This is a genomic window from Bartonella refiksaydamii (assembly GCF_902652675.1).
GTDB lineage: Bacteria > Pseudomonadota > Alphaproteobacteria > Rhizobiales > Rhizobiaceae > Bartonella > Bartonella refiksaydamii.
In genome coordinates, this window is sequence record NZ_LR736305.1 from 1 (window position 1) to 17,900 (window position 17,900).

Sequence of the window (17,900 nt, forward strand, 5' to 3'; positions counted from 1 at the left end):
ACGTAGTGGATTGTGGACAACTTGTACCTGTGAAGGCTAGTTGTGGAATATTGTTCAGCTGATTTATAAAATATTTATTATGTATTTCGTACGTAAATAATAAATAAATATTATGTATTTTCTATTTTATTACTATTTATGTAAACTTCAATAAGACGATTAAGAAAATTACCACCATCCTCATTGAGCTTATCAGCTAAAACCCAAAAACTGTCTCTTACTTCTGGTTCAACTGCAAGTGTTAGTCGTGCTGTTTTTAAGCTACGTCTTCTACGTCCAACACACGTTCTGTTTTCTACATTATGACGTGTTGTAAAGCCATTCTTTTGACCTATCTCACCTAAAACTTGTTCATTCACTTTTTGCGCTTTTGTAAATGGTTGTAAATTTTCAAAATTAGGTAATGGAATTTCAGCTCTTTTTGTCATGCTACTTTATCCTTTAATAAATTTTCAGTATCTAATACTTTCACAACAGCATTAGCAAAAACCGTTGCATTTTCTTGTGCTGCTTGAGGATTATTCACATCAGAGGATGATAAATCAAAGAGTGATCCCCCTATTTGAAAAAGAGCACTAAAAGCTCCTCTTTCAGTTAATGAAGCAGGTAAAATAGGAAGATTAGCTTTTTCTAACGTTTTCTCTATATGCTGTCCTTCGCGACTGTTTAAGGTATTGGTCATAGAAAATACGATACGAAAAGGTATTTCTCTTTTAAAAAACTGACTCTGTTGTTTTATTAAAGCAATGATCTTTCCTATCTGATCCCCATCAAGTTGTTTTTTTCTCATAGGAACCAAAACTAAATCCGCTCTCCCTATAGCAAAAGAAGCCGCAAGATTAGCCGAACCTTCAAGATCAACAATAACAAATGGAAACTTTTCTACAGCATCATCAATGCAAGAAACAATATTCTGTTCTGTAATGTCTCCAGAAACTTCTATATTTTGGGGCATTGTATCTGCAGATCTTTTCATCCATGTCACAAGTGGTTGATTTGGGTCTGCATCAATTAATTTCACCTTAGATCCGGCTTTAGCAAAAACGTTAGCTAATACTAATGCCATTGTGGATTTTCCAACACCACCTTTTGTTGAACACATAGTAATTACAGGCATTAAGATATTCCTTATTCAATGAATAAACACCAAATAAATAACATTTATTTATTACGTATTTATTAAAATTATAAATCATAATTATTTATTTTGTGAATATTTATTATTTACGTACAAAATACGTAATAAATATTTATATATTGTTAATTCCAAATCCGCTATAATTGGGTGTGCACATTCCAGTATGCAAACGAGTTTATTTCACAGTTTTGTTTCTTAAGAGTAATTGATTTTTACATTACTTTTATATATATTGGATAATTATATAGTAAGAGGAATTTTTTATGTCTTCATTAACAGTTACAGCAAAAGGACAAATTACGCTGAAGCGGGATTTACTACAGCACCTTGGTGTTAAACCAGGTGAGAAGATTGACTTTGATAAGTTACCAGGTGGTGAACTTCGTATAAAAGCGTCACAGCCTACAAGCACTATTGAGAGCTTTATTGGACGATTTTCTGGAAAACTAAAAAAACCTCTAACCATTGAAGAAATGAACGAAATTACAGCTTCTAGTTGGGCTGGGAAAAAATGAAGATTTCTGTAGATACAAATGTTCTAGCTCGTGCTGTTTTACAAGATGATAAAAAGCAAGGGGAGGTAGCAAGTAAGATTTTAAGAGAAGCTTCTCTCATAGCTATTTCTCTACCTTGTCTATGCGAACTTGTTTGGATACTTCACCGAGGTGCAAGACTATCAAAAGAAGATGTAGCTGGAATGTTACGCGATCTGCTAGCAACCAGTAATATAGTAATGAATAGACCAGCTGTTGAAGCAGGGCTTGCTATTCTAGAGGCTGGTGGTGATTTTGCTGATGGAATTATATCTTATGAGGGAAATTGGCTAGGTGGTGAGACGTTTGTTTCGTTTGATAAATTAGCAATAGACCTGTTAAAGAAAAATGGACAGTTAGTAAAACTCCTTACTTAATGAGTGAGCTAATACCTATAAAAGAATAAGCTATAGATGTGGATTTTCCAATATCACATTTTGTTGAATACATAGTAATTACAGACATTAAGATATTCCTTATTTAATAAATAAACACTAAATAAATATCATTTATTTAGTACGTATTTTGTAAATATATAATAAATATTTATTATTTGTGTATAATTAGGTATATATTCCAGTATGCAAGCAGATATTTTACCAGCTTAACATCATTAGTTGAAAAAGATCTTTTAATACGTCATGGAGGAGGGCGATCAACTTGGTATAGCTTGCCTTAATTCTCCTATGCTCTTGGCATAGTGATAATTGGCTTAGTTTTTGTAGGTTTTATATTTTATCAGTGAAGCTATACCTTCACAGTAAGTGCTTACGACACTCTTATAATACTCATCATACCCCCAAAATAGAATTGCGTTTTATTAAATAACCCACGCGCATATAGTTAAAGAGAGAAACGATTAAGCTGGCACCAATCATGCCAAACCAATAACCTATAAAGCCATATTCAAAAAAATGCGCCATTAGCGCTCCCCCAAATAGGCCTGACCCCCAATAACTTATTGCTACAACAATTGTTGACCAAAACGTATCAAGCAACCCCACAAGTATGCCATTGAGCATAGCTCCTAAAGTGCCAAAAGCAAAAGACAATAAGATGAACGGAAGCAACTTCCAAAAGAAAACAACAACGCTGTCTTCAGAAATATTAAAGATGGTTGTAAGGATAAATTCATAAGAGAGATAAACAACCACTGATAAAAATAAGACATAAGCTACAGCAAAAACTGTGACACTCATACGCAGCTGTTTTAGAGCCATATTATTCCTATCTGCTCTATACCACGCTGCTATTGTCGCGGCTGCGCTGGAAATCCCCAAAGCCACCACAGAAATAAGCATATCGAGTCGCATCCCTATCGTATGTGCGGCCAAAGATTCGATCCCATAAGCCGTAATCATGAATGCAATGACCGAAGGAAAACCCTCCGCAATAAGAATACGTATACCAATGGGTAGCCCTACTCGCAGCAATTTTATTATTCGTGAAATCTCTAACTTTGGTCTCAAATAATTAAAGCGAAAAGAATGAAAAGCAGAATTGCGGGACAATATTATTGCTGCTGCAATAACAATTAAAATACGGATCAAACTGCTCGCAATTCCTGCACCAAAGACACCTAATCCGCTTGCAGAACCTATACCAAAAATAAGCAGCCAAGAGATAAGAAAATTTACGAGGATAGCCGCAAGCATAACCCAGGTTAAGGGCTTTGGATTACCAATTGCTGACAGTAATCCCCGGCTATTCACATAAAGATAAAAAAACACCACTCCTATAGCAGCACCACTATTATATTCCTGCGCTATATTGGCAATTGTCCCATCTTGGCCGAGAAAACACAAAATATTCCTCGTGTTGAGTAAAATGATCGCACTCATCATTCCAATCACAAGGGAAAGCCATATTCCTTGATCAAACCATGCCTTTAATGCATATCTATCTTGTCTACGAAAACTTTCCGCAAGTTTTGGTGCAACCGCGGTAATAATACCTAGTCCCAACAGCATAACAAAACTAAACATACTCAAAGCTAACATTGTACCACTCAAGGCTTGAACACCTAAATGTGCTACAAGTGCTGCATCTGTGAAGGAAATCATCATCTGAGATATAAACCCAACAGCCAGTGGCATACCAAGAGAGAGCAATTGCTTCATCACAACAAACATTGTGAAAGCTCCTTCCATATTGAAGGGCTTATTAATCCTGGATTTTTTAAACAAAACGTATTGATTTTTTCCGTCAAGTCTTTCCATCGCAAATCTTGCGTAAAAGATGCATAATGAGAACTCATTAAGCTAAGAGGAGATGCCCAGTTCTTAAAAGAGAAGCGCAATGCGCCTTTATTGTTTTTTTGGACTTGATGCCATGCGTTTTTTTGTACAACATTATGCCCCCAAGCAGTTACAATCGTTGATAAAATATCCTCTGCTAGCCTTCGTTCATCTTGCACATCCATTTTCAGTATTTTCAATAAAATTTTTTGGAAAATTTCTTGGTACAAAACTTGATATGCTCCTCCTAAAAAACGAATTCTTGGCAATAAAGAACCACTTAAAAATATAAAAAATAAACTAGGGACCAATCGTCCTGTTCGAAGATTTTGTACAATAGAATTAGTTTCAAAATCAATACGCACTCTAAAACGATCTGAATATAAAGCACCATCTCTTAACTGGAGAGGACGTACACGTCCCTCAACCGATAGCCAAAATAGATCTGTGGCAGTGGGAATGAAATTTTTCCATAGCCCTTGTGATTCTAGTTTAAGCAATTCAACCAGTTTTACTAATCGTCCATCATCTATAAGACGTCGCATAAAACTAGGCCGCTCCAATAATTCTATTGCGTATATGGCAAAAAATGGTTCTCGTAATGTGATAGTAGAAATATTATGCCCCTGCCTAAATTGCTCGAATACGTATTCATTAAGATTATTAATGTGCGTTACAATAGCTGTTTTAGTATTTAGTAAATGTTCTGGAAACGTTGCTTTCAGAAACTGCCTACGCAGCCAAGATTGAACTTCTGATGATAAAGCAATATCATCTTGGTATTCGCTAACACTTTTCTTAGCCAATCGTCGCCGAGGCATTTCAAAAATTCTACAGGATGTATCACCTATTCGAAGCCAAGCTGGACCACAACGAGCATGTTCTTCTAGAGTTACAGTTGAACAAGTAAACCAAAGAAAGAGCTATGGGGATAAAAGTAAAGAAAATCAACGTATGGATAATAAAAGACTATTAATGCTTTCTTTATTGTAAAAAGAGAAGGATATCCTTCTAATTCTAAGGACGTAAATCACCTGTAACAGCCAATATATCCTAGCAATTTATCATTTTAACAAATAATCCTTCTTATCAAAGAAAATGATGGGAGTAAAAACTTGGCACGAGAAGATATCCGCTGAAATTATATTTTATGAAGGTAATTGGCTAGGCATGATACATTTGTTTTGCTTGATAAATTAGCAATAAACCTGTTAAAGAAAAACGGGAACCTAATAAAATTCCTTATTTACTAAATAAACACTGAATAAATAATATATATTTATTAATTATGTATAATTAGGTATATATTCCGATATGAAAACAGATATTTTTTCAGCTTAGCTTACCTTAATTTTCTAATGCTCTTGGCATGGTAATGAGTGGCTTAATTTTTGTAGGCTTGATATTTTTGCGTTTAATAAATAAGCGCAAGGTATTCACACTAACTCCTAATGTCTTAGCAATACGGTTCTGTGATAAACCAACATTTATAAAGGCTTGAATTTCATCAATGTGATTGTCCAGCTTTAATTGCGTAGCAGTACTTCCTTTTGGGCGTCCTAGTTTTATACCACGTTGACGAGCAACACTTAACGCTTCTTTTGTACGTGTTTGAATTAAATGTCTCTCAATCTGCGCTACCATACCTAATACAGTTGCGATGATATCACTTTGTAAACTACCATCCATGATAAGATTTTGTTTTGTCACGTGAAAAATTAAGCCACGTTCACTAGCGGCTTTGAGAATTTCTAGGACAGCAAGAGAAGAACCAGCTATACGAGAAAATTCAGGAGTTAATAATACATCTCCTCGTTCTGCTTTTTCAATTAAAGCACCAAGCTTACGCTTGCGCCAATCTTTTCCTCTACTTGCAATTTCTTCTTCAATATGAAGTGGAGCAAAGCCATGTTTGTTAGCATATTCTAACAAGCCAAATTTTTGATTTTCTGTATCTTGTCCATCACGAGAAACACGCAAGTAAGCGTAAAATTTTGTCATGTTCAGTAAAAATATCAATTTAGATTTAAACTGATATATTTTTATTTAAAAAAAATGTCAAATAAATATATATTTTTCTATCAGAAAAAATGATCATTTTTTCTGATAGATAACAGCATTTAACATATTTAAAACACCGTCCTTCAAAGCAATTTATTGAATAAATAATAAAATGTGTTATATTGTAATTATATTGTAACACATTACATGGTAGTAAAATGGCTGAAACAACATTCACATTTCGCGTTGATGATATCTTAAAAAATGAATTTTCTGAAGCCGCAAAAGCATGTGATAGATCTGGTGCGCAGCTCTTACGAGATTATATGCGCAAGATTGTAAGAGAGCAAAAAGAAAAGAGTGCGCATGATTTATGGTTTCGGGAACAAATCCAGCTTGGTATTAATTCCGCTAATGCTGATGATGTAATGTCTGCTGAAGAAGTTGAAGCAGAAGCAGCGGTATGGCGCCTTGAAACACAACGCAAGCTAGATAAGTTAGCTTTAAAAAATAAAGTTTGTAAATAAAAAACTATTTTTATTTGCCAATCTCCTGAAATTACTTTACTAGTAATCATGTGATTTTGATCGTCTACGCAACGGTCAATAGGGATTTGAAAGCCTGAAAACTCGCTAAACAAAAATCGATACCACTTTAATGGTATCCCCGGAATTCCGGGGGCTTTTGCTATGTCCAAGTATTATAAATACTAAAAGCAAAAGGCTGATCGAGTTCAGTGCTTTCAAACTCCCGGAATACCAATGCGAGGGCGCTCGCTATCAGGGGGATCTTTTAAGTGCAAGATAAAATTCAACATTTCTATGATATTTCTGTAGGCAAAAAAATTCGATTGAAAAGAGAAATGTTGGGAATGTCTCAAAAAGATTTAGGCGCCACTTTAGGCATAACTTTCCAACAAGTACAAAAATACGAAAAAGGAATAAATCGTGTAGGTGCAGGACGCTTGCAACAGATTGCCGATATAATGGAAGTTGATATTTCTTTTTTTTATACGGATATTTCAACAAAAGAAAATGTTTTGCACTCATATGACGAAGGAATATCCAGTAAAGATGAACATCAACTCCTGAAAAGTTTTAGAGCTCTCAAATCTAAAAAACAAAAGGCGATTTTATGCTTAATTTCTAATTAGAATAAAAATTTAAAAACGCTTACTTGCTAAATGATAAATTATTATGTAAATCTTTTTTGGGGAAGAGGTCATGAAGATCCCCGCAGGATTCTTTAATCCGTCCTCTTTCCTCTATCTTTAAGATTTCAAAAGTATTCCTTTAATTCCGATTTAAACAATGGCTTTTTTTCATCATCTGGTTTTAATTGGTGATTTTTTGCCTATTGTCCGGATTCTTTTTCCAAGTTAGCATAAGAAGACATCTGATTAAGAAAGGTTTTTCTGTGGAAGAAGAAGAAGTAGCAAAAATCTATACAAATGATAGTAAGCATGAAAAATATCAAGATAAACTAGAATATTTGTTCGATCAACAGCATAAATATATGCAAGAATTTAGTAATACATTGGAGGCAAAAAAATTACATGATGTGCGAAGTGATTTGTACAATTATCTTCGTGATATTGGACAAAATGGTGATATATCGTTACTCATCAGTAGTGAGCGCTCTTTAACAGAAAATGATTTTATCCAATACGGTAACAGTAAAGCTATGATCAAAAGTTTCAAAAATGCTTTGGCTTATATAAATGTCATTGAAAAGCATATAGCTCTTGTTGGTGATCCTGCACAATACCAATTTATAAATGAAACACATAGCTTACCCAAAAACCGAAAAGATGGATTGCCTTATGATGAAGGACGTAAAGCAATGGTATGGCATTATAAATGGCTAGAAGATACAGGATTATGCTTTTCAACCTCAATTGAATTATCAATCAACGAAGCACGAAAAGATAATATGAAAGTAATTCAAAAACTTTATGAACAAATGCAAGCAAAAGCCATTGGTGTAGATTTTTCATAATATTGGACAGGTAATTTCAAACTAACAATATCAGTATCGTACACTGAAAATATGCCATATTAGTATGCAGTACGTTTTAATTTTTTATCTACTTTTTCCTTAAGCTCATAGTAACGAATGATAAAAAGACGCAGATCAATCGCCCTTGTTGAGGGAGTATATCGATCGTTATCATTTATATGTTGGCGACCAAAATATCCAAAATCCCATATTACAATCAATCCGCAATCATACAAACGCGAGAGAATTGTACTAATACGACCTGGACTACGAGTCATAAAACCAATATCTTTATTGCTTTTAAAAATAATAGGAACTCCACCTTTTTTAAAGGCTTTATCAGGCGTTATTTCTAATAAGGTAGAAAGAACAGAAGATTCTGCTTCACTAATTAAATCAATATGAGATAATCGATAAGCCAGCTTGCTTAATTTATTGCGGCTTACTGTTTTATATTCAACATTCTCTGCTATTTTCTGATATTCTAGATGTTGTGCAGTGAAGCGCCGCCCTATTATTTTCTTTGTTTTATCCATTTATTTTTTCACTTTAATAAGATTTTTTATGCAAATTTTGACATTGTTAGATTATTTAACGTTTTATTGAGTTCAAACTCAAACAAAGAGCTTTTTTCTTCGTTTAGCTTTATTTTCTGATCTTTTTCTAAGTTTAAACTATTTATTTCTTCTTGATCAGTTTGTTTCAATAAAGCGAATAAAGAACGTTCTAGATATAATTCTCCCTTTTTTTCTTTATCAATCATGCCGCGGAGATATCCTCCTGGTGATTTTACAAGTCCTCTAGCATATTTTTCAAAAATGATGGCAATGGCCAGAGCTGTTTTTTTAAGTCCCATGATTTTTGTAGCTTGTTCAGCGGCATGTTCTGAAACTTTAATCATTCTGTACATAGGATACATAGAATGTATCAAATCGCTTTCTGTTTGGAAACTACATTCAGAAAACAAGGCGGCATTTGGCAAAGCCTTTTCTAGTATCTCCGGCTTAATTTGAGGCAATGTACTACCTTTTGAAGGAAGTGAGGATTCAGTTTTGCCATTCCCGATATTTTCATAAGCCATTTTTTCATGACCGAAGGTCATATTAGTATTTTGAGTGTGTTCAGAGTTGTCTGAACACTCCTTTTTGTTACAATTACAATTATAGTTAGGGGTTGTATGTTCTATGTGTATATTGCCAGCAAGAGCTGTGTATCTTGTTTTTGATGTTTTTTGCCCAAAAAAACGTTGTAAAATCCACTCAAAAAGACGAATTGCTTTGTATAATTTTTCAAGAGATGCTTTAGCCGGACGACCAATAATATGGATAATTTTTTGCATTCTAGAAAAAAGCAGTGAGATAAACGGAGTTGCTTCCATTTCTGTATAACAGGTTTTAATTTGACGCACCAATCCTCTAAAATAATGCAAAGCTTCTTCTTGCTTCTCACGAATCTCCAGAGCTTTGCCTGCTTTTTGCTTAAGTTCATGATATCGCGCAACAAGAATACGTAAATCAATACCGCAAGCTGTTACGATATCATCGCTATGGTTACGTATAGGATAGCGTTTAAAGTTACCAGAGTCGCGCATAACAATAAGACCACAGTCATAAAGGCATGAAAGTAAAAAACTAACGCGCGATTCACTCCGTTTAATGTCATAACTAAGTTGTCGATTGCTTTTGAAAACAATAGGAACCCCGCCTTTTTCAAATGAATCTCTTGGAGCTGTCCTTAACAAATTCAAAAGAAGTTTAGCTTCACTCTCTTTAATGAAATCAGTCTGTTCCAGTTGATGAACCAATCCAATCAATTGACCACGGCTTACAGAACCAATCTCAGCAGTTTCTGCTAATTTTCTAAATTCTATATGATGTGCACTTAACTTTCTTCCCGATATTTTCTTAACCATAATTTTTAAAACCTCTCTATTGGAGGCAAAAAAACGTTAAAAATATCCTCTTTCTACAAAATTTCTCTTGCAGAATGTATCGAGATAAATTAAACTGATAATCACGTTATTGATTGATATTAATTTATCGGATATTTTTAGAAACCCTTCTGTTAATGCAGTTGGGTTTTTATTTTTTTGCCATTGTATTTCCCTCTATTCTGAACGACTCATTATCTGAAATAATGAGTCAAGACATAACTATATTGAAAAGAAAAATAAATTCAACATAGTTAAAAATTAGGTCCCCGTCTTCCTATTCTCTAATTCAATATCGTTTGTGAAAACAACTTTCCTGTCTTTAAAAACAAGGCTTGGATTAATAAAATACCAAGCTCTATGATTTTGTTTAGCAATAATACCAGCTTTTTCTAACTCAGCTACGCCCCGAAAAAAAGTTGTTGGTGACAACGCTAACTTTCTTTCTTGAGCTTCAAGAAATGTTTTTAAAACAGCTTGATCTAAAACTACACTATTCGTACGAATTAACCTGTTTTGAAGTATCCAAGCCAAAACTAAAAAAACTTTCATTCCTGCGGCTTTTAAATCAAAAATTAGCGCCACATTGACAAGAATCTGCTCTTCTGGATCCTTAATAGAAACCACAATATCATTAATGAAAGGACTCTGACCGTGCCTAACGGTTTGCTTTCTCTGTTTGTCTGATATATTAACGGTCATTTGTGGTAATACAATTGTCATATTAAAATAATAAATCGAATCTCAAATGAGGATAGTCTGCATTCGCTCAAGTGTCAATACGACTTTTATTTTTGCGAAGAAAAAATTTCTTAAGTCGTAATAGGTGATAAAAAATTCAACGGACGATCAAAATGGATAAAATAAACTTGCGAAAGCAAAAATATTCCCCGCATGAAAATCCTTTTCTTAAAAATTCTGAAATATTTGCTGACAATAAAATTGTTAAAACGTGCATTATACAACAAAAGTTTATCAATTCTGACACTGATAAAATAGAGGTTGTACCTATAATTCACGTCATAGAAAAAATAAATAAAGAAAATTTTATAGAAATATTTGCTGATGGCATTCAAGCAATTTTTAATTTATCTCGTACAGGCCATCGTGCTTTGATAATAGTTTTAGAAGAATATCAATCTAATAAATCAACAAACGAAGACCCCAGCAGTGTTACCTTAATTTGGTTTGATGGGGGTATAAATGGAAAAAAGTGCGATATGGTGGACAGAACTTTTCACAACGGTTTAAGAGAACTTATACAAAAAGGTATTTTAAAACCAAAATTGCCTAATCAATATTGGGTTAATCCTATTCTGTTCTTTAAAGGAGATAAAATTGCTTTCATGAAAGAATATCAAATGGAGTCATCTTCTGCTAAACTGGACATTCCACTCGATGAATACCAAACCGATATAGAAGATTTTACTAAATAATAGCTTATATTTTTCCCACCTAAGCGCCCCCCCTAAGCTCTCCCTTTTAATCATGATTTCGGAGCCGCGTGAGAAAGACAAAACAAGCCGTTATGGTTCTTTGTCAAGGACGCCGTAGGCGCCACGTAGTGGTTGCCTTGACACTAAGAACATAGGATTGTTAGTCACTTCGATAAACGCGGATCTGATCTCATGATTTTGGTGAGCGTTCCAGAGAGTTTGAGAGGCGGACAGCCTCTCATTCTAAAAAGCGTAGCGAAGCGACGTATAGGGAAGGGAACGCGCCACCATATAGCGCTGTAGTGACCAACCTATACGAGTAAGCAAGCTTAAAAAAACAACAATTTTCCATAACTAGAGTTGTCCATCATGACACGTAGTGGATTGTGGACAACTTGTACCTGTGAAGGCTAGTTGTGGAATATTGTTTAGCCGATTTATAAAACAGTAGAAAAAAAATTTTTTTTAATTTATAGGTCACAGTTTTAATATAAATAGCGGAAAGGGGGGGAATTTTCATGTCGAAAATTCGTCATCTGTCCATTTATGGACGTTCTTTACAAAAATTAACCTTCTCAAATACTCAAAAAAAATGGTTAACCACAGCTTTTATGCTGTTGATTGCCTTTATAGCACTCAGTGAACCAGCATTTGCACAAGACTTCGGAAAAATTCAAGGTGTTCTTGATAAAGTCGTAAAGGCTTTAACAGGACCCATTGCAAAAGCAATTGCAACAATTTCTGTTGCTGGTGTTGGGCTTGCTTGGATTGCTGGTTATATCGAAATGCGCAAAGCTTTCTTCGTTTGTGTTGGCATTGGCATTGTCTTTGGTGCTCCGCAAATTGTTGGAATGCTTTCTAATTAATTGATTTCCTCCGGCATTTTAAAATCATGAAAGAACGCTATAATCTAACAGAAGATACATTATTCCTTGCTTGTACACGCCCTGCAATGATTGCAGGCGTAACAGTGGAAGCTATGGGGTTAAATGCCATGGGCACACTGATATTGTTTATTATGACAGGCAATATTTTTTTTATCGCCTTTGGCATTGCTGGACATTTTATCTTCAAGGAAATTCTCAAGCATGACCATAACAAATTTCGTATTCTTCTAACATGGCAAAAAACATCTATTTTTGCCAGAAATTCGAGTCTATGGGGTGGGGGAAGTATTTCTCCATTACGATTAATTCGTAATTATGAGGAATTACAATGAAGACAACAGAGCGCAAGCGTGAAAAGCAGCCGGAATCCATCATCCCTTACGTGCGCCATGTCAACAAACATGTCATTGCACTGGATTCCCGCGCGCTCATGATGGTTATCAAACTTGAAGGTATTAACTTTGAGACAGCGGATATTATTGATCTGAATGTTCTTCACGAACAGCTCAACAATCTGTTTAAAAACATTGCGGATGAACGGATAGCGCTTTATAGCCATATTATCAGAAAGCGTGAAACTGTTTATCCGGATGGGACTTTTAGGTCAGAATTTGCCAAGCAGTTGGATGACAAATACCGTGAACGGATGGTTTCACAGGAGCTTTATCGCAATGATCTTTATCTTTCCATCTTGTGGAATCCCCATGTTGATCAAACGGATAAATTGGTTGATTTTTTTAAGCGTCTGGGAAAAGCCAAAGAAACAAAAACAGAAGTTGATGCAGAGTCCATTCGCAAGCTTGAAGATATCACCACAGACATTATTCAAAATTTAGAGCGCTATGGAGCGAAAAGGCTTAGCCTTTATGAACATGAAGGCAATATTTTTTCGCAGCAAAGTGAATTTATTCACCAATTGGTGGGAGGGCGTCGTGAACGTGTTCCTCTTACTTGGGGCACAATAGCATCCTCTGTTTATTCAGACCGTCTTATTTTCGGGAAAGAAGTCATAGAAATACGCACCGAGGCGGGACAGCGTTTTGCGGGCATGTTTGGTTGGAAAGAATATCCAGCAAAAACCAAAACAGGCATGACAGATGGTTTGCTGACTCTTCCCTTTGAATTTATTTTCACCCAATCTTTTGTTTTCAAGAGCAAAAACATTGCCAAGCAGATTATGGGGCGCAAACAAAACCAAATGGTCAATGCAGGAGATCGTGCGGGCTCACAAATTATGGAATTGGATGATGCGCTTGATGATCTTGAATCCAACCGTTTTGTTTTAGGCGAACATCACTTATCCTTGGCGGTCTTTGCTGATACACCGCAAGAGCTTGCAGATAATCTTGCCAAAGCGCGTTCTCATCTTACAAATGGCGGCGCCGTTGTTGCACGGGAAGATTTAGGGCTTGCTGCTGCTTGGTGGGCACAATTGCCTGGAAATTATGCTTATCGCATACGCTCTGATGCCATTACAAGCCGCAACTACGCAGCCCTTTTTCCTTTTCGTTCTTTTCCGGTTGGGAAAATAGATGGCAATGTGTGGGGACCAGCGGTAGCCTTGATGAAAACCTCTGCCGGCTCACCCTTTTATTTTAACTTTCACTTTGGTGATTTAGGCAATACTTTTGTTTGTGGACCGTCGGGTTCTGGAAAAACGGTTATTGTCAATTTTCTCTTAGCACAACTTCAAAAGCATGATCCGAATATGGTCTTTTTTGACAAAGACCGTGGTGCAGAACTTTTTGTCAGAGCGGGCGGTGGCACCTATATGCCGCTAAAAAATGGCAAGCCGACAGGGATAGCACCGCTAAAAGGCTTAGATTATGACAATCCAGCAGATAGAGTGTTTTTACGCCAATGGATTACCAAACTTGTTTCTGCTGAGGGTCAAAAAATTAGTGAATCGGAAAGGCAAGATATTGCTGCGGCGGTTGACCAACTTGCCCTATTGCCCAAGGAACAACGGACAATTTCTGCCTTGCAAATGTTTTTTGATACCACCCATAGAGAAGGCATCTCTGGGCGTTTAGAGAGATGGTGTAAAGGCAATGCCTTGGGGTGGGTTTTTGACAATCCTGATGATGATATTGGCATTGATGCAAAATTTATCGGTTATGATATGACGGATTTTTTGGACAATGAAGAAATTCGTCCTCCCTTAATGATGTATCTCTTTCATAGAATTCTTTCTCTCATTGATGGGCGTCGCATTATCATTGTCATTGATGAATTTTGGAAAGCCTTAGAGGATGATTCCTTTAAAGCCTTTGCGCAAGATAGGCTGAAAACTATTCGTAAACAAAATGGCTTGATGTTGTTTGCCACGCAATCTCCCAAAGATGCAATCAACTCGACAATTGCCCACACCATTATAGAACAATGCCCAACACAGATTTATTTTCCCAATCAAAAGGGTAATCATGGGGACTATGTAGAAGGTTTTAAATTATCGGACAGAGAATTTAACCTGATACAATCAGAATTAAGCCGAGAGTCACGGCGTTTTCTTGTCAAACAAGGACAAAGTTCAGTTGTAGCAGAGCTGAATCTACGTGGTTTTGATGATGAAATAGCCATTTTAAGCGGCACCACCAAGAATATTGAACTCCTAGAAACCATTATGGATGAAGTTGGTGAATCTCCAGAAAAATGGCTTCCTATTTTTCAAGAAAGGTCAAAACAATGAAAAAACTTTTATTGGCAACAGCCGTCTATGCAGCTTCATTTGGCTTTCAAACAAATGCCTTTGCTATCATGGTATATGATCCCGCGGCTGTTGGACAAATAATGAAACAAGTCCAGCAAGGCACACAACAACTTAACAAATTGCAAGAACAAATTCAACAAGGCAAACAACAGCTTGAAAATTTAAAAAATCAACTCGATCAAGCGAAACAATTATATAGTTCCTTAAATGGAAAACCTGATTTGTCGGCTCTTCAAGAATTGCTCAACGGACAAGGGAATAATGCTGCTCTCCCCTCTGATTTTAATCATTTAGAACAATCAATAGATGGCACCGGTGGTGGTAGCGGAAACACTGAAAAATGGAAAGAAAAACTTTTATATAAAGAGCCCTCAGGCGGAGCAGGCTCAAAAGAGGCAGTTGATGCCTTTTACAAGAAAGAAGTGGAAAAATTGCACAATCGCAATGTAGGACAAGCAGCAACAGGGCAAGCTGTTTACGAAGATGCCGATAAAAAGAAAAAAGCCATTAGTACGATTATTGAAAAACTCAAAAATGCTAAAACCGCTGCTGAAGTGCAAGATGCTCAAACACAATTAGCAGCTATACAAGCAATATTACAAGCAGAGGCTTTACAAACACAAGCCACCTCTATGATTCAGCAAGCTCAACAGGAAGCTGAAGCAATACGGATTAGAGAAGAAACTAGTAAAAGATACCAAGACTATGCAAGAAAAATTCGTGGTCATTAAAATTAAAGAGAGGGAATTGAATATGAACAAGATTATCATAACAACATTATTGCTTTGCACAGGATTTATCACTGCTGCGTGCGAAAAAAACTATAGCGTAGAAGATTTTAAGAAAGATAAAAACTTACTAAAAGAATGGAGATTGAAATGTGGATCGACAGGAACTTCAAAAAATTGTGTCAATTCACGATTAGCCAAGAAGGAACTTGAAACTGAAGAACGTAAAAAAGCTGACGAAAATTACGAAAAAGCTCTAGAGGAAATAAATAAAAGGTGAAAAGAACGAGAAGCAAAAGAGCGCGCTAAAGCCAAACAAAAAGAGAAAGAAGCAGCTGAAAGAAATGCTCAATAATTGTTTTTACAAAAAATAATAAAATGGATACCCAATGTCGGTACTAAATTACATTCCAACATACAGTGATATAGATAAACGTCTAATGAATACTCTTGGGGACTTAATGGATAAAACCATTAGCAATCTTTCAGGCGCTTTATCTGTTCCTCTTCAAGCGGCTTGTATAATCTATATTGCATTTATAGGTTACAACACTATGTATGGGCGTTCTTCTATGCCTTTATGGGATTTTATAGCGACAACTGTAAAACTTGCTATCGTTGTTACACTCACTACAAAAGCTTCTCAATATAATGCTTGGATCAAAGACATATTTTTCACTGATCTTCCTAATGCCATTGCAAATGTCACCCAAGGAGCAAGTTCAGATAAAAATGTCTGGGACAATATGATGAAACATGCTTCTGCACATGTTTTTGATGCAGCAAACGAGCACGACGGATGGACTGAAGTAGGGACGTATATTGTTAATTGGATAGCTGGTTTAATCTGTTTATTGATTGCTGCTTTTTTTAGCACTATTGGCTTTATCGTTACAATGTTTGCGAAACTTGGTTCATTTCTTGTCCTATCGGTAGGACCACTTTTCATAAGCCTTTATATGTTTTCAACGACAAGACGTTTTACAGAAGCATGGTTAGGACAAGTTGCAAACTTTATCATTTTGCAGGTATTAGTCACCTTGCTTGGCAGCGTATATGTAAATCTTGCGGTAGATATCCTTTCAGGCGACATTACAGATATCATGTTTTCTGTAATTCAATTTTTGATTATTGGCACTGGTGGGATTTATCTTTTCATCCATTTACCCGGAATTGCCTCTGCTTTAGCTGCTGGAGGAGCATCTCTTACAGGTTCAACACACTTAGCTCACCATTCTAGCAGATTAGCTGGACGTGGTGCTCTTGCAGCCACTCGTTCTGGTATTAGCGGTCTAAGAGGTTTGGCATCAAAATTTAGAGGAGGTAATACTACAAATGCGGGGGGTTAAAAAAATTGGGATTATCTTGCCATTTCTCTTTCTTAGTGGCTGTATATCCTCACCAAACACACTGAAGTCACTTCCAAAATGTGATGGATATTCTAAGCGTCCACTCAACAGATCAATGTGGAATTGGGAAGGAAAGAAGCCCTCCCCCACTCCTATAATCATCAGTAACAATACAGATATCAAGTCATCGGTCAAAGAAGGCAAATTCGAAACACTCCTCGCGCAAAAATTAACTGATGAAGAAATTGCATCATCCTACAAAAATTGCGGGCAAAAGGCATGAAAGAAAAAGATATAGAACAATACATTGCTGAGGCACGTTTATTTGATCAAGATCGTATGCTTGCCTCACGCCGCATCACCCGCATTTCACTGGTCATCGCTGGTATAGCTGTCACAGTAGCTATCCTCTCCTCCTTAGCCGTCATAACGCTCACCCCACTTAAAACCGTTGAACCTTTTGTCATCCGCGTCGACAATTCAACAGGCATTGTCGAAGTTGTCGAAGCCTTAAAAGAAGGTCCGACAAACGTTGACGAAGCAATCACCCGCTATTTTGCGGCAAAATATGTCCGTGCCCGCGAAGGCTTTGAAGCCGAAGAGATACAACATAACTTCCAAACTGTCTCTCTTCTCTCCTCTCCTGAAGAGCAAGACAGATTCGCCGCCTGGTATGGAGCACGAAATCCGCGAAGTCCACAAATTTTATACAAACACGCTACGGCTAGGATTACGATAAAATCAATCTCTTTTATCAATCAAGACGTAGCACAGGTGCGTTATTACAAAACCGTTCGTGACAATGATAAAAACAGAGAATTCATTACACACTGGGTTTCAACGCTTACTTTTCAATATATCAATGCTCCCCTCTCCGTACAAAATCGTTTGATAAATCCTCTTGGCTTTATTGTTAGTGAATATAGAACAGATTCAGAAGTGGTCAACTAATC

22 protein-coding genes are annotated in these 17,900 nt (G+C 36.2%); 14 read left to right on the forward strand and 8 right to left on the reverse strand.

Annotation, left to right across the window (positions count from 1 at the left end):
• Positions 1 to 110: 110 nt before the first annotated feature.
• Together GQO39_RS05845 and GQO39_RS05850 are read right to left on the reverse strand one after the other, a co-directional pair.
• On the reverse strand, positions 111 to 428 hold the full coding sequence (locus GQO39_RS05845; RefSeq protein WP_156851366.1) for a hypothetical protein: 318 nt from the start codon (positions 426 to 428) through the stop codon (positions 111 to 113).
• The gene (locus tag GQO39_RS05850) at positions 425 to 1,117 is read right to left on the reverse strand and encodes a nucleotide-binding protein (RefSeq protein ID WP_156851367.1); all 693 of its coding nucleotides are present in this window, start codon (positions 1,115 to 1,117) and stop codon (positions 425 to 427) included. Before GQO39_RS05850 ends, GQO39_RS05845 begins: the two co-directional genes overlap by 4 nt.
• Positions 1,118 to 1,401: 284 nt before the next feature.
• On the opposite strand from GQO39_RS05850, the gene GQO39_RS05855 reads away from it, so the two are divergent.
• Both GQO39_RS05855 and GQO39_RS05860 read left to right on the forward strand, forming a co-directional pair.
• Complete coding sequence (locus tag GQO39_RS05855) at positions 1,402 to 1,653, forward strand: AbrB/MazE/SpoVT family DNA-binding domain-containing protein (protein ID WP_004857201.1); 252 nt, start codon at positions 1,402 to 1,404, stop codon at positions 1,651 to 1,653.
• Entirely contained in the window at positions 1,650 to 2,048 is a 399-nt protein-coding gene (locus GQO39_RS05860) for a type II toxin-antitoxin system VapC family toxin (RefSeq protein WP_156851368.1), read from the forward strand. The genes GQO39_RS05855 and GQO39_RS05860 overlap by 4 nt, the downstream gene beginning before the upstream one ends.
• A 414-nt stretch (positions 2,049 to 2,462) precedes the next feature.
• Here the strand turns inward: GQO39_RS05860 and GQO39_RS05865 are convergent, their stop codons facing one another.
• From GQO39_RS05865 to GQO39_RS05880, 3 genes are all read right to left on the reverse strand, one after another.
• Entirely contained in the window at positions 2,463 to 3,803 is a 1,341-nt protein-coding gene (locus GQO39_RS05865) for an MATE family efflux transporter (RefSeq protein ID WP_156851369.1), read from the reverse strand.
• On the reverse strand, positions 3,791 to 4,729 hold the full coding sequence (locus GQO39_RS05870) for a hypothetical protein (protein ID WP_156851370.1): 939 nt from the start codon (positions 4,727 to 4,729) through the stop codon (positions 3,791 to 3,793). The genes GQO39_RS05865 and GQO39_RS05870 overlap by 13 nt, the downstream gene beginning before the upstream one ends.
• A gap of 526 nt (positions 4,730 to 5,255) precedes the next feature.
• Positions 5,256 to 5,909: a recombinase family protein gene (locus GQO39_RS05880; protein ID WP_156851371.1), complete on the reverse strand. Its 654-nt coding sequence runs from the start codon at positions 5,907 to 5,909 to the stop codon at positions 5,256 to 5,258.
• A 218-nt stretch (positions 5,910 to 6,127) separates the two neighbouring features.
• Here GQO39_RS05880 and GQO39_RS05885 point away from each other — a divergent pair, with 218 nt between their 5' ends.
• The 3 genes from GQO39_RS05885 to GQO39_RS05895 all read left to right on the forward strand — a co-directional run bounded on the left by GQO39_RS05885 (position 6,128) and on the right by GQO39_RS05895 (position 7,907).
• Positions 6,128 to 6,436 carry a CopG family ribbon-helix-helix protein gene (locus GQO39_RS05885; protein WP_156851372.1) on the forward strand — a complete coding sequence of 103 codons (309 nt, stop codon included), beginning with the start codon at positions 6,128 to 6,130 and terminating at the stop codon, positions 6,434 to 6,436.
• 269 nt (positions 6,437 to 6,705) lie between these two features.
• Complete coding sequence (locus GQO39_RS05890) at positions 6,706 to 7,062, forward strand: helix-turn-helix domain-containing protein (protein WP_156851373.1); 357 nt, start codon at positions 6,706 to 6,708, stop codon at positions 7,060 to 7,062.
• Positions 7,063 to 7,325: 263 nt separating this feature from the next.
• Entirely contained in the window at positions 7,326 to 7,907 is a 582-nt protein-coding gene (locus GQO39_RS05895) for a hypothetical protein (protein ID WP_246668532.1), read from the forward strand.
• A 59-nt stretch (positions 7,908 to 7,966) separates the two neighbouring features.
• Here the strand turns inward: GQO39_RS05895 and GQO39_RS05900 are convergent, their stop codons facing one another.
• From GQO39_RS05900 to GQO39_RS05910, 3 genes are all read right to left on the reverse strand, one after another.
• Positions 7,967 to 8,443, reverse strand: coding sequence for a helix-turn-helix domain-containing protein (locus GQO39_RS05900; protein WP_156851374.1), 477 nt, complete (start codon positions 8,441 to 8,443; stop codon positions 7,967 to 7,969).
• Positions 8,444 to 8,469: 26 nt separating this feature from the next.
• Positions 8,470 to 9,819 carry a plasmid replication protein RepC gene (gene repC / locus GQO39_RS05905; protein ID WP_156851375.1) on the reverse strand — a complete coding sequence of 450 codons (1,350 nt, stop codon included), beginning with the start codon at positions 9,817 to 9,819 and terminating at the stop codon, positions 8,470 to 8,472.
• Positions 9,820 to 10,098: 279 nt separating this feature from the next.
• Positions 10,099 to 10,539 (reverse strand): hypothetical protein, encoded by a 441-nt coding sequence (locus GQO39_RS05910; protein WP_246668533.1) that lies wholly within the window; start codon positions 10,537 to 10,539, stop codon positions 10,099 to 10,101.
• 152 nt (positions 10,540 to 10,691) lie between these two features.
• Here GQO39_RS05910 and GQO39_RS05915 point away from each other — a divergent pair, with 152 nt between their 5' ends.
• The 9 genes from GQO39_RS05915 to GQO39_RS05955 all read left to right on the forward strand — a co-directional run bounded on the left by GQO39_RS05915 (position 10,692) and on the right by GQO39_RS05955 (position 17,898).
• Entirely contained in the window at positions 10,692 to 11,273 is a 582-nt protein-coding gene (locus GQO39_RS05915; RefSeq protein ID WP_156851377.1) for a hypothetical protein, read from the forward strand.
• Between the two features lie 518 nt (positions 11,274 to 11,791).
• Positions 11,792 to 12,139, forward strand: a complete 348-nt coding sequence (locus tag GQO39_RS05920; RefSeq protein WP_156851378.1) for a TrbC/VirB2 family protein — start codon at positions 11,792 to 11,794, stop codon at positions 12,137 to 12,139.
• 26 nt (positions 12,140 to 12,165) lie between these two features.
• On the forward strand, positions 12,166 to 12,492 hold the full coding sequence (locus GQO39_RS05925; RefSeq protein ID WP_156851379.1) for a VirB3 family type IV secretion system protein: 327 nt from the start codon (positions 12,166 to 12,168) through the stop codon (positions 12,490 to 12,492).
• Positions 12,489 to 14,849, forward strand: a complete 2,361-nt coding sequence (locus GQO39_RS05930; RefSeq protein WP_156851380.1) for a VirB4 family type IV secretion/conjugal transfer ATPase — start codon at positions 12,489 to 12,491, stop codon at positions 14,847 to 14,849. The genes GQO39_RS05925 and GQO39_RS05930 overlap by 4 nt, the downstream gene beginning before the upstream one ends.
• On the forward strand, positions 14,846 to 15,601 hold the full coding sequence (locus GQO39_RS05935) for a TrbJ/VirB5 family protein (protein WP_156851381.1): 756 nt from the start codon (positions 14,846 to 14,848) through the stop codon (positions 15,599 to 15,601). The genes GQO39_RS05930 and GQO39_RS05935 overlap by 4 nt, the downstream gene beginning before the upstream one ends.
• Positions 15,602 to 15,623: 22 nt before the next feature.
• Positions 15,624 to 15,878: an EexN family lipoprotein gene (locus GQO39_RS05940; RefSeq protein WP_156851382.1), complete on the forward strand. Its 255-nt coding sequence runs from the start codon at positions 15,624 to 15,626 to the stop codon at positions 15,876 to 15,878.
• Between the two features lie 109 nt (positions 15,879 to 15,987).
• Positions 15,988 to 16,947, forward strand: coding sequence for a TrbL/VirB6 family protein (locus GQO39_RS05945; RefSeq protein ID WP_156851383.1), 960 nt, complete (start codon positions 15,988 to 15,990; stop codon positions 16,945 to 16,947).
• Complete coding sequence (locus tag GQO39_RS05950) at positions 16,934 to 17,230, forward strand: immunoglobulin domain-containing protein (RefSeq protein ID WP_156851384.1); 297 nt, start codon at positions 16,934 to 16,936, stop codon at positions 17,228 to 17,230. The genes GQO39_RS05945 and GQO39_RS05950 overlap by 14 nt, the downstream gene beginning before the upstream one ends.
• Positions 17,227 to 17,898 carry a VirB8 family type IV secretion system protein gene (locus GQO39_RS05955; RefSeq protein WP_156851385.1) on the forward strand — a complete coding sequence of 224 codons (672 nt, stop codon included), beginning with the start codon at positions 17,227 to 17,229 and terminating at the stop codon, positions 17,896 to 17,898. The genes GQO39_RS05950 and GQO39_RS05955 overlap by 4 nt, the downstream gene beginning before the upstream one ends.
• The last annotated feature ends 2 nt before the right edge of the window (positions 17,899 to 17,900 follow it).